The organism is Bacillus sp. 105MF (assembly GCF_000374885.1).
Classification (GTDB): domain Bacteria; phylum Bacillota; class Bacilli; order Bacillales; family Bacillaceae_G; genus Bacillus_A; species Bacillus_A pseudomycoides.
Genome location: NZ_KB895566.1, coordinates 309844 through 321700 on the forward strand (window position 1 = coordinate 309844; position 11857 = coordinate 321700).

General features: G+C 37.6%; 10 protein-coding genes, 4 pseudogenes and 1 other annotated feature. Of the genes and pseudogenes, 6 read left to right on the forward strand and 8 right to left on the reverse strand.

The window, feature by feature from the left end:
- Positions 1-69: 69 nt before the first annotated feature.
- The 8 genes and pseudogenes from leuS to C564_RS0104600 all read right to left on the reverse strand — a co-directional run bounded on the left by leuS (position 70) and on the right by C564_RS0104600 (position 8388).
- On the reverse strand, positions 70-2478 hold the full coding sequence (gene leuS, locus C564_RS0104570; RefSeq protein ID WP_018764566.1) for a leucine--tRNA ligase: 2409 nt from the start codon (positions 2476-2478) through the stop codon (positions 70-72).
- A gap of 66 nt (positions 2479-2544) precedes the next feature.
- Positions 2545-2832, reverse strand: a binding site (T-box leader).
- Between the two features lie 52 nt (positions 2833-2884).
- Positions 2885-4078 carry an MDR family MFS transporter gene (locus tag C564_RS0104575; RefSeq protein WP_018764567.1) on the reverse strand — a complete coding sequence of 398 codons (1194 nt, stop codon included), beginning with the start codon at positions 4076-4078 and terminating at the stop codon, positions 2885-2887.
- Positions 4079-4241: 163 nt separating this feature from the next.
- On the reverse strand, positions 4242-6095 hold the full coding sequence (locus C564_RS0104580) for an FtsX-like permease family protein (protein WP_018764568.1): 1854 nt from the start codon (positions 6093-6095) through the stop codon (positions 4242-4244).
- A 16-nt stretch (positions 6096-6111) separates the two neighbouring features.
- Positions 6112-6873 carry an ABC transporter ATP-binding protein gene (locus tag C564_RS0104585; protein ID WP_018764569.1) on the reverse strand — a complete coding sequence of 254 codons (762 nt, stop codon included), beginning with the start codon at positions 6871-6873 and terminating at the stop codon, positions 6112-6114.
- 449 nt (positions 6874-7322) lie between these two features.
- Positions 7323-7685 (reverse strand): VOC family protein, encoded by a 363-nt coding sequence (locus C564_RS0104590; protein WP_003201337.1) that lies wholly within the window; start codon positions 7683-7685, stop codon positions 7323-7325.
- A gap of 138 nt (positions 7686-7823) precedes the next feature.
- A pseudogene (locus tag C564_RS36085) lies at positions 7824-7955 on the reverse strand (DUF418 domain-containing protein); the annotation flags it as partial.
- Between the two features lie 4 nt (positions 7956-7959).
- On the reverse strand, positions 7960-8109 hold the full coding sequence (locus C564_RS0104595; RefSeq protein ID WP_003208774.1) for a hypothetical protein: 150 nt from the start codon (positions 8107-8109) through the stop codon (positions 7960-7962).
- 15 nt (positions 8110-8124) lie between these two features.
- Positions 8125-8388, reverse strand: coding sequence for a YtzC family protein (locus C564_RS0104600; protein WP_003208776.1), 264 nt, complete (start codon positions 8386-8388; stop codon positions 8125-8127).
- Between the two features lie 110 nt (positions 8389-8498).
- Here C564_RS0104600 and C564_RS0104605 point away from each other — a divergent pair, with 110 nt between their 5' ends.
- The 6 genes and pseudogenes from C564_RS0104605 (at position 8499) to C564_RS33295 (ending at position 11784) form a co-directional block, all read left to right on the forward strand.
- A complete protein-coding gene (locus C564_RS0104605; protein ID WP_018764570.1) occupies positions 8499-9458 on the forward strand; it encodes a TIGR01212 family radical SAM protein in 960 nt (319 codons plus the stop codon).
- Entirely contained in the window at positions 9455-10027 is a 573-nt protein-coding gene (locus C564_RS0104610) for a class I SAM-dependent methyltransferase (protein ID WP_018764571.1), read from the forward strand. Before C564_RS0104605 ends, C564_RS0104610 begins: the two co-directional genes overlap by 4 nt.
- A gap of 127 nt (positions 10028-10154) precedes the next feature.
- Positions 10155-10301 (forward strand): annotated as a pseudogene (locus tag C564_RS37285) (ATP-binding cassette domain-containing protein); the annotation flags it as partial.
- Positions 10284-10493, forward strand: a pseudogene (locus C564_RS38170) (ATP-binding cassette domain-containing protein); the annotation flags it as partial. The pseudogenes C564_RS37285 and C564_RS38170, both read left to right, overlap by 18 nt.
- A gap of 53 nt (positions 10494-10546) precedes the next feature.
- Complete coding sequence (locus tag C564_RS0104620) at positions 10547-11230, forward strand: aspartate/glutamate racemase family protein (protein WP_018764573.1); 684 nt, start codon at positions 10547-10549, stop codon at positions 11228-11230.
- Positions 11231-11242: 12 nt separating this feature from the next.
- A pseudogene (locus tag C564_RS33295) lies at positions 11243-11784 on the forward strand (hypothetical protein).
- Positions 11785-11857 lie beyond the last annotated feature (73 nt).

Genomic DNA, 11857 nt, shown 5'->3' on the forward strand with positions numbered 1-11857 from the left:
GGGAATTCCACTCATTTTTCAGTTGTCTCAAAAAAAGAGCAGCCCTCTCATAAGGACTGCTCTTTCCTATTAATTTGCAACGATATTAACAAGTTTTCCAGGAACAACAATTACTTTACGAACTGTTTTCCCTTCAATTTGTTCTTTCACTGCTTCGATAGCAAGTTGTTCCACTTCTTCTTTTGATGCGTCTTTTTTCGTTTTCAGTTTCGCACGAACTTTACCCATAACTTGAACAACGATTTCAACTTCATCTTCTACAAGTTTAGACTCATCAAATGTTGGCCAGCTTGCATATGAGATTGTTTCACTGTGTCCAAGCTTGCTCCAAAGTTCTTCCGCAACGTGCGGTGCAACTGGTGCAATCATTTTTACGAAACCTTCTACATATTCTTTCGGAAGTACTTCTGTTTTATATGCATCGTTAATGAACATCATCATTTGAGAAATTGCAGTGTTAAAGCGAAGCTCTGCATAGTCTTCTGTAACTTTCTTCACTGTTTGATGGTATGCTTTCTCAAGTTCTTGATTAGAGGCATCTGTGATTTTCTCACTTAGTTCACCGTTATCTTGAACAAATAGACGCCATACACGATCTAAGAAACGACGAGCTCCGTCAAGACCATTTTCAGACCAAGCAATTGAAGCATCTAATGGTCCCATGAACATTTCGTAAAGACGAAGTGTATCTGCACCATGGCTTGCTACAATATCATCAGGGTTTACAACATTCCCTTTTGATTTACTCATTTTCTCGTTATTTTCACCTAGAATCATACCTTGGTTAAATAATTGTTGGAATGGCTCTTTCGTTGGAACCACACCGATATCATATAATACTTTATGCCAGAAACGAGCATATAGTAAGTGAAGTACAGCGTGCTCTGCACCGCCGATATAAATATCAACTGGAAGCCATTGTTTTACTTTTTCAGGATCTACAAGTGCTTCGCTGTTGTTTGGATCGATGTAACGTAGGTAGTACCAGCAGCTACCAGCCCATTGCGGCATTGTATTTGTTTCACGACGACCTTTTTTACCAGTCTCAGGATCGACAACATTTACCCACTCTTCGATGTTTGCAAGTGGTGATTCACCTGTACCAGATGGACGAATGTTTTCTGTTTTTGGAAGAACTAATGGTAATTCTTCTTCTTTCACAGCTGTCATTGTGCCATCTTCCCAATGGATAACTGGAATTGGCTCACCCCAGTAACGTTGACGACTGAATAACCAGTCACGAAGACGGTATGTTACTTTTTGATTTCCTGCACTTGTTACTTCAAGCCATTCAATCATTTTTGCAATTGCTTCTTCTTTATTTAGACCATCAAGAAATGCTGAGTTTACGTGTGGACCATCACCTGTATATACTTCTTTCGTGATGTCTCCGCCTTTTACAACTTCTTTCATTGGAAGGCTAAATACTTGTGCAAACTCATAATCACGCTCATCGTGAGCTGGAACTGCCATTACAGCACCTGTTCCGTAAGTTGCAAGTACATAGTCAGCAATCCATATTGGTAATTTCTCACCGTTTACTGGGTTAATTGCATAAGCACCAGTGAATACGCCTGTTTTTTCTTTCGCAAGTTCTGTACGCTCTAAATCACTTTTCGCTTTTACAGAATCAATGTACGCTTCTACTGCTTCTTTTTGATCCGCAGTTGTAATTTCTGTAACAAGCGCATGCTCTGGAGCAAGTACACAGTAAGTTGCACCAAATAGTGTATCAGGACGCGTTGTGAAGACTGTAAACTTCTCATCTGTACCATCGATGTTAAAGTGTACTTCTGCACCTTCAGAACGACCGATCCAGTTACGTTGCATATCTTTTAAGCTTTCCGGCCAATCAAGATCATCTAAATCTTCAAGTAGACGATCTGCATATGCAGTGATTTTTAACATCCATTGTTTCATCGGACGACGCTCAACAGGATGTCCACCGCGCTCACTCTTACCGTCGATAACTTCTTCGTTCGCAAGTACTGTACCAAGTGCTGGGCACCAGTTTACAGGTATTTCATCTACGTAAGCTAATCCTTTTTCAAATAGCTGTAAGAAGATCCATTGTGTCCATTTGTAGTAGTTTGGATCTGTTGTATTTACTTCACGGTCCCAATCATAAGAGAAGCCAAGTGCTTTAATTTGGTTACGGAACGTGTTAATGTTTTTCTCTGTAAATTCTGCTGGGCTATTTCCAGTATCAAGTGCATATTGCTCTGCTGGAAGACCGAATGCATCCCATCCCATTGGATGAAGAACGTTATATCCTTGCATACGTTTCATACGAGATAAAATATCCGTTGCTGTATATCCTTCTGGATGTCCTACGTGTAGCCCAGCTCCTGATGGATATGGGAACATATCTAGTGCATAAAATTTTGGTTTTTCTGTCTCATCTGGCGTGCGGAATGTTTTATTCTCTTCCCAATACGCTTGCCACTTCTTCTCAATTTCTTGATGATTAAAGCTCATGAGATATCCTCCATTCAAATTGTATTTATTTTCACCGCCTAAAATACAAAAAACCTCTCATCCCTAGAAAGGGACGAGAGGTTATAGATTCCCGCGGTACCACCCTAAATTAATGTAATAAAGGATGTTCAAAACGTTCGGTAAAGATAGCTGCCGCATTTCTTTATCTTCCTTTTGAACAAGCACTAATATATACATTCGCTTAGATCCGTAACGTGGATAGACGGCAATTGCTACTTTGGTTCACAACTGCAACTCAAAGGCGAGTTCATAACGAAACGTGGATTGACTTGCACCAACCGTCAACTCTCTAAACCAGCTTCTATTACTACTACTCCTTCTCACTGTTATTACAAGTATGAGTTAATTTAAATATATTCTAAAACATGTTACATGTTCCGTCAAACTAAACTGCAATTTTTTCTTCTACTGTTTCTTCCACTTTCACTCGTTTATCATAAATGCTCGTTGCGATAAGCGCTACTACAAGCATTACCATGATTGCTATAAACAATACTTCCATATTGTATAAGTCAACAATTGCTCCGCCAACAACTGGGCCAAACATTTTCCCAACAGTCGCTGCGCTATTTACAACACCTTGATAAAAACCGAGCTTATCATTTGGTGCAAGGATATTCGCAATCGTTGGAACAGCTGGCCAAACAAATAATTCACCAATTGTTAATGTCACCATCGCGACAAGGAACATGGTAAATTGCTGTGCTTGACTAAGTACAATAAATGACACTGCAAAAATGCCGATTCCGATCATAATTTGTTGTTTCAAAGAACGCTTCATCGCACGAATAATCGTACTTACTAATGGCTGCGCACAAACAATCATCGCCCCGTTTATCGTCCATAACAGGCTGTAATGACGAAGGCTAATATTTAATTCCTGCATATGTGTCGCAATCGCACCTTGCCATTGTACATATGTAACCCAGCATAAAGCATATGCTACACATACAATAAGAAGTGCCTTGAATCCTGGTGTAAGTGACCAACCTTTTTTCTTTCCTTCTTTTACTTCTACACTCTTATCTTTCTGATCTTCCATACCACGGAATCCGATAAAAGCAATTAAGAAGAAAATAAAGTATAAAATAAAGTTCGCTAAGAAAATATAATCAAAACGATAAGAAGCAACTAAACCACCGCACGCTGTACCAACAGCGATTCCAACGTTTTGTCCAACATACATCGCATTAAATGCTCTCCGTCCGCCTTCTGGCCAAATCGTACCAACCATCGCATACATCGATGGAAAGACCATACCAGAACCGAATCCAATTAACGCAAGCCACACAACATATAATGGCCAACCATGGAAGAATACAAGACCTAAAATCGCTAATAGTGTAATCACAATTCCTACTAAAATCGACTTATATCCGCCCCATTTATCAAATAAAACACCGCCGAGTAAGTTACCAATTACTCCTGTTAACGAGTTAATCATTAATACCATTCCGGCCACAGATAACGATTTTCCTAAATGATCATGTAAATAAATTGTATTAAATGGCCATAAAAAAGAAGCACCCGTGACATTAATAATCATCCCAGCTACTAATAGCCATACTTTCCTTGGCATAGTTTCCCCTCCTATTCTGTTTTTTCGTTCTATACATAACAGTAAAATTGTAGTCGTTTTTAAATAGGAAGGCAACTGATTAATAGTTGGTGAAATTCAGATAATGATATTTAAATGAAAAAGAAAAAATACCGAGCACCCTCTGCTCGGTATTTTCTAACTCTTAGTCCTCTTTCGGAAGAACAATTCCTTTATACAATTGAACTGTAATGAAGTAGTAAATTGTGTAAATGACCACGAAAATTACAATTGGTAACCAAATACGGAAATACGGGTCAATTAAGATAAATCCGAAAATATTCATACCAACTAACACGTGAGCAATACCCACAATCGCTGGGAATAAGAATACTAAGAATAATTCTTTATAGATAGACTTCGTTAATAATTCACGGCGAACACCGATTTTACGAAGCATTTGGTAACGTGTAATATCGCTTGATGCACCCGATAGAATTTTAAACATTAAACAACTTGCCATCATTGCTAAGAAAGCAATTCCTAGGAAGAGCCCCATAAATACTGTTCCACTAGCGATGCCGTAAAATCCAGTATAAAACTGGTTCTTACTTTGCAAGGAATTTTCTTTTACATTTTTATATTTAACTAGCTGCAACTCGTCAATTTTTTTCCACTCTTTTTTATATGTTAAGAAATCATCTACTTTTCCAAGTAATGCAACGCCCTCTTTACCTTGCAAACCATCATATATTTTTTGGTCTACAATTTTAATTGTTTGATTAGGGGATACATAAATTGGATGAATCGTGCTTAATGCCTGATCCCACTCCTTTGGAATCACATTATCAGATTTTTCTTGACCGGAACTCGAAATCGCACCTACTGGCAGTTCTTCAGAAACTCGTTTCACTTTACCAATATCTTTCATTCCTTTAAAATCTTTTAAATCTTGTATTAAAGGACGATTTTTCTCTAAATCTTCTTTTAAATAATAGACATATTTATCGTCTGTTTTGTAACGATATTCACTTTTCTCTTTAAATGTAATACCATCTAAAATTTTCTTCTCTTCGGCTGTTGGATTATGAATCGCAACATCATAAATTGCCAAACCATCGACAGTAAGCATAACGTTATTTTTGAACGCCATACCGCCTGAAATCGCACCCGCTCCAAGCGCCACTAACATCGCTACTGTAGCTAGTACTTTTGTTAAGCTATTGATGCGGAAATTTAACTGTGCAAATGTAAAAGCATTAAGTCCTTTTTCAGTACGCTTTTTATTACTCTTTAGCTTTTTAATAATAAGCGGAAGGAATGTTCCAAATAACATGTAAGTTCCGGACGTTACAGTGATTAATGCAATAATAACCCCCATTTGCGCCAACTTACCCATGTAAATCATAGAAGCATAGCCGATTGCTAATAGAATAATTCCAACGAATGCAGCTATAACAGTCTTTACTCCTGCTTTAGAAACACGATCCGTTTTAGAATCAGCATGAACCAGTTGTAGAACCGTAATACGTGATAATTTGATACTATTCATAATTGCTGATAAAACAAATAGTACTAAGAAGAAAATACATGTAACAAGCATAGATGGAACATAAAATGCATGATAGCCACCTGCAGTAAATTCAAGCTGTTGCATAAGTAGTTTACCAATTCCTTGCGCGAGCCCTACACCGACTGCAATACCAACTACAAGAGATGCTGCTCCTAATACAATTGTTTCAATAAACATAAGCAGTGTCACCTTATGCTTTTTGGCTCCTAACATCATATACATACCAAATTCTTTTTGACGAAGTGATAGCAAGAAAGAATTAGCATATAAAATATAGAAGAATGTAATGATAGCTAATAGTACCGCACCAGCATGGAAGACGAATTGAATACTACTGATTACAGAATTCGCCTCAATAAACGCTTTATTCAATGCTAACGTTTGGAACATGTAAAAGATCGAAATTGACATTACAAGACCAACAAGTAAGACAATGTAATCTTTCAGCTTACTTTTCAGTCCTGACATAGAAAGCTTAAATAACATGTCTGAACCTCCTTTCTTATGCTTTTTGTGTGCCTAAGTCTGCAAGCACATCTAAAATTTCTTTATAGAACGCTTCGCGCGTACCACCGCGGTGAATTTCTTTGTATAACTCGCCGTCTTGAATGAATAAAATACGCTGACAGTAACTTGCGCTATATGGATCGTGGGTAACCATCATAATCGATACACCTTGTTCTTCATTTAAGTTTGTCATTGCATCTAAAAGGCTCGTTGCATTTTTAGAATCAAGCGCTCCTGTTGGCTCGTCTCCTAAAATGATCGCTGGCTCATGTACAAGCGCACGCGCTGCTGCTGAACGCTGTTTTTGTCCACCAGATACTTCAGATGGGTACTTTTGAAGTATTTCTGAAATTCCTAACATTTCAGCTACCTTTTCTACTTTCGGTCCAATCTTACGTGATGGAACGCCTTGCAAAGAAAGTGGCAGAGCAATATTTTCATAGATTGATAAGTTTTCTAATAAGTTAAAGTCTTGGAAGATGAATCCTAACTTTTGTGAGCGAAAATCAGATAGTTCTCCTTGCTTCATTTTTGTAATATCTGTACCTGCAATTTCAACAACGCCGCCCGTTGCTTTATCCAGTGTTGAAATTACATTTAGCAAAGTTGTTTTCCCTGAACCAGATGGCCCCATAATTCCAACAAATTCACCCTCTTGAATAGAGAATGATACACCTTTTAACGCATGTGATTGACTCTCACCTTTTTTACCGTACACTTTTTGAACGTTTTTTACGTCTACAACTGGTTTGTTCATATATATCCTCCTACAATTGTTTTTCCATTTCCTAGTTTGTACCATTTCTGCATCATCTACCATTGTTTAACATTACATTTACCTTACACTTTTGTAATATAAATGCTTATTTTTTATTTTTTTAGAACCATATCAATAGATTCATTCCATTCAATTTCATAGAAAAAATCACATTAAAAACGTGTTACCTTGCTAACATTTACATTCGGATATACATCGACATTCTTTATTTTCACAGTATTATTCATCTATATCCCTTCCCCTTCACATTTTCCTTATCATGCTTTTTATAAACAAAGCAATACATCCAAAAATTCAAATGTCCACCTATTAATATACCACATATTACCATACATAACGATAAAAAAATTCGGAATATTCGACAATTCGGATTATAATGTCACACAAAAAGCTGAGCCCATGTAAGCTCAGCTTTTCCTTTTATTGTTTTAACCTTTTAAAACGAATTCATTCCCTTCATTATCGTTAAATATAGAGAATGTACCCCAAGGCATTTTATTTGGCTCTTGTGTAAATTCTACCCCGTTCTTCTTCATTGTTTCATACGTTTCTGTCATATTTTCTGTTACGAACACGATTGATGCTTTTAGCTCATTTGCATTTGGCATCATTGTTTTGGGATAAATGACTAAGTGCGAACGTGTGCCTTTTGGTCCTACTTCAATCCAGCTTGCGTTTGGTCCCATTGGATCGTTACGATATACTTCAAATCCCGCTTTCTCTGTCCAAAACTCGAGCGCCTTTTGTTGATCATCTACGTAAACTGCTACTGTACCGATATGTGCAATCATTGTTTATTCCTTACTTGAATCTTAATTATAACGGAGAGACTCAAAAATACAAAAAGCTGCTCCATTTCTGAAGCAGTTTTTTCTCCAACATTATTTTTTTAAAGGCGTAACTGTCCAATACGTAATCACACGCCAAATTTATTCGAATGGCCCCATCTTGAAAAACTTCATCTAGATGACACTGAAAATAATTTAGATTGTATAAATTGCGATACATACATATAGAGTCTGCATATACGTCAGGTTTCCTGTAAAATTAAACAAGCGACCTGGCTTACTCTGATTGCTTTGATTTTTGTGGTTGTCCTTTTTTACGATTACGCTGTTTTGCTTGTACCACTGGATCGAGTTCATTTGAGAACTCAGCGTTATGTCCATTTTGCGTTTTTTGCTCTGGGTTATTTTGATCTGAGCGCTTTGCCATTACATTCACTCCTTATTAGTGCGGTGTAATAATCATTTGGTGCTGTAATTGACGAACTGCCATACGTGCACGATTTAATTGCTCACGTTGTTCATCATTCGCATGTTGCTGCATAATTTGTAAATCGTTATAAGCTTGTTCTAATTGTAATTGTGCATCAGAATACTCCATTGTATTGTAATGCTCTTGTCTACTTCCGATATCTAATTGCTCTTTTGCATATTCTATAGCTTGCTCTGCTTGCGTAATGTATTCTTCAAGTGATTGACGCTCTGCCATGATGTAGCCTCCTTGCCTTTAATTCTCCCTTAGTGTGTCCCTTCCATATCGACCTTATGAGTATGTTATAATGGATTTTGTTTCATTTTAGGCTTTAGGAGGGATATGTAATGAAGGTTCAAAACCCTTTTCCATATACAAATGACAATAAACGTTACCATACGTGGAATTATCACTTACGAAAAGAGTTCGGCGAAAAAATCTTTAAAGTTTCATTAGACGCTGGATTTGATTGCCCAAACCGTGATGGCACAGTCGCATACGGCGGATGCACATTTTGCAGCGCTGCTGGTTCTGGTGACTTTGCTGGCGATCGCCGCGATGATGTTGTAACGCAGTATCATGAAATGAAAGAAAAAATGCACTCGAAATGGAAAGATGGAAAGTGTATCGCTTATTTCCAAGCATACACCAATACGCATGCTCCATTAGAAATGCTAAAAGAAAAATTCGAACCGCTGTTGGCAGAAAAAGATGTTGTTGGTCTTTCAATCGCAACTCGTCCCGACTGTTTACCTGACGATGTCGTTGAATATTTAGCTGATTTAAATAAACGCACGTATCTTTGGGTTGAACTTGGACTGCAAACCGTTCATGAGCGCACTGCGAACCTCATTAACCGTGCTCATGATTATCCATCATATGTAGAAGGTGTAAACAAACTTCGTAAGCATGGCATTAAAGTATGCTCCCATATTATTAATGGGCTTCCGCTTGAAGACTACAACATGATGATGGAAACTGCACGTGAAGTCGCAACACTTGATGTACAAGGTATTAAAATTCACTTACTTCATTTATTAAAAGGAACACCAATGGTGAAGCAATATGAAAAAGGACAGTTAGAATTCCTTTCTCTTGAAGATTATGTCAGTCTTGTTGTGGACCAACTTGAAATCATTCCAGCAGATGTCATTGTGCACCGCATCACAGGTGACGGTCCACCTGACTTAATGATTGGTCCAATGTGGAGCTTAAATAAATGGGAAGTATTAAATTCCATCGATGCGGAATTTATACGCCGCGGAAGCTGGCAAGGAAAATATGCAAATGAGGTGAAACCCGTATGAAATTAGAACGTGTATTACCGTTTGCACGCACGCTTTTGCAAACAGCTGTCAAAGAAGGTGATTATGCTGTAGACGCAACACTTGGCAACGGTCACGATACTTGTTTTTTAGCGGAGATTGTTGGAGAACACGGGAAAGTATTCGGATTTGATATTCAGCGTAAAGCAATTGAAAGTTCGGCTACTCACCTAAAAGAAAGAGGACTTGAAGAACGAACTGTTCTCGTTCATGATAGCCACGATACTTTGTTATCTGTATTACCAGAAGAAGCAAAAGGCAAAGTAACCGGAGCCATTTTCAACTTAGGTTACCTTCCTGGCGGTGACAAGCATATCGTTACAAAACCAAATTCAACGATAGCTGCTATCGAACAATTATTAGAAGTCATGGCACCAGAAGGCATCATCGTCCTAGTCATTTATCATGGACATCCAGAAGGACAAGTCGAGCGCGATACTGTCCTGCAATTCGCCGAAGAGCTAGATCAAAAACAAGCTCACGTACTTCGTTACGGCTTCATCAACCAACAAAATAACCCGCCATTTATTGTGGCGATTGAGAAACGCTAAATATATCGGCGATTCAACAAGAATCGTTATAAAAAACGTGCATGTGCTGCACGTTTTTTTATTGTTCCGAGAATAAAATATACCATATAATGGATGTGCGAAATCTATAAAGAAGGAGGCAATCATTTTGTTATTAGAACGAAAGGAAATACAAAAGACCTATGGCAAACAACTGCTACTAAAAGACATTCATTTATCTATTCCAAAAGGACAGGCGGTTGCCATTATCGGTGGCAATGGTACTGGAAAAAGTACTTTACTCAAAATGATTGCTTCCATTCGTCTCAAAAAAGAAATGCCGGAACTATTATGGGTTTTTCCGCCTATCAATAGTTTTCTGATGTTTGGACAATATGAACATCATTTGCTTGTTCACGTGCTTTGGCTTACTGCATGAGCACTTGCATATTCATTTGTTTTAATGAGTTTGTTTCTTTATCTTGTACGAAAAAGAAGGACCATGTAGACGAAAACAAGAATTTCTAAATTTAGATTATGAAATCAGGAGGATATACAACAATGATTGGAATACTAGCAGGAATGGGGCCGAAATCCACAGGCCCCTTCGTTGATACAGTAGTTGAGCAATGCCAAAAAGTATACGGTGCGAAACATGATATGGATTTTCCTCATATGATGATTTATTCCTGTCCAACACCTTTTTATATGGATAAACCTATCGATCATAAAGCTATGGAAAATGCTATTATAAATGGCGCACAAAAACTTGAAAACACAGGTGTCGATTTTATTGCCATGCCTTGTAATACAGCGCACTTATATTTTTATGAATTACAAAATTTAATTTCAGTTCCCATTTTAAATATGGTGGATGAGACGATAAAAAAAATACCCGATCACGTAAGGAAAGTAGCTCTCTTAGCAACCGATGCGACTGTTCAATCCGGTATATATCAAGATGGGATTGCAAAACGTGGTATGGACTATATACATAAAAATAGCTGGCAAACGGCTATCACTCAAATTATCTCAAACATAAAAATAGGAGACTTGCCTGACGCAACTAAATCATGGCGTACACTTTGCATAGAATTAGCTGAAACGGTAGATGGAGTTATTATAGCTTGTACAGATTTAAACGTTGTATTAAACACCGGAGCACACAGCCTTTATTTAGTGGATTCATCAGCTTGCCTTGCGAAGGCAGTGGTGAATGAATACTTGTCCAACAAAAAAGTATAGAAGGAGAATTCCATGCAAATAGAAAACATCCCTTTTGAAATGGGCTATACATTCGATGAAAATCTCCGCGAAAAACCACTATCCCTTGCTGAAATGAAGCAAGGGATTACATTTTTAAAACAAATTTAGCTCATTCAGATATATCATATGCGAAGCAATGCGGTTTAATTGGTGTTTACGACCGAATCGTAGGAAACCTTTCTGAGAGCAAATACTACTTACAAAAGGCCATAGAAAGATATGAAGCCTTACAACATACGCAAGGAATTTTTATTAACAAACTTCGCCTTGCTCATGTATATCATTGGGAAAGTGACTTTGAAAAAGCAAATGAAATCTTTGCTGAACTCTTTCATATGTTGCACCAAAATGATTTAACAAATTACGAAGATTTTCTCTATCAACATTACGGAAAAAGTAAACTAGATGAAGGAGATCTGAATGTAGCTTTACCTTACTTTCAAAAAGCACTCCAAATTCGAATGAAAAAAGGAAATGAAGAACTTATTCGCTCGACAGAACTATGTATCCAACATTGTTCTTCGCGCCTATAAATATATCAATCCCTCGACAGAAATCGCTAAAAAGACGTGCGCATGCTGCACGTCTTTTTTATATGCCCCTAAA

Coding starts and splice junctions, on each gene's coding strand:
- C564_RS0104620 (WP_018764573.1), top strand. CDS start 10,547: ATGATTGGAATACTAGCAGGAATGGGGCCGAAATCCACAGGCCCCTTC.
- C564_RS0104585 (WP_018764569.1), bottom strand. CDS start 6,873: ATGAACAAACCAGTTGTAGACGTAAAAAACGTTCAAAAAGTGTACGGT.
- C564_RS0104610 (WP_018764571.1), top strand. CDS start 9,455: ATGAAATTAGAACGTGTATTACCGTTTGCACGCACGCTTTTGCAAACA.
- C564_RS0104605 (WP_018764570.1), top strand. CDS start 8,499: ATGAAGGTTCAAAACCCTTTTCCATATACAAATGACAATAAACGTTAC.
- C564_RS0104580 (WP_018764568.1), bottom strand. CDS start 6,095: ATGTTATTTAAGCTTTCTATGTCAGGACTGAAAAGTAAGCTGAAAGAT.
- leuS (WP_018764566.1), bottom strand. CDS start 2,478: ATGAGCTTTAATCATCAAGAAATTGAGAAGAAGTGGCAAGCGTATTGG.
- C564_RS0104600 (WP_003208776.1), bottom strand. CDS start 8,388: ATGGCAGAGCGTCAATCACTTGAAGAATACATTACGCAAGCAGAGCAA.
- C564_RS0104590 (WP_003201337.1), bottom strand. CDS start 7,685: ATGATTGCACATATCGGTACAGTAGCAGTTTACGTAGATGATCAACAA.
- C564_RS0104595 (WP_003208774.1), bottom strand. CDS start 8,109: ATGGCAAAGCGCTCAGATCAAAATAACCCAGAGCAAAAAACGCAAAAT.
- C564_RS0104575 (WP_018764567.1), bottom strand. CDS start 4,078: ATGCCAAGGAAAGTATGGCTATTAGTAGCTGGGATGATTATTAATGTC.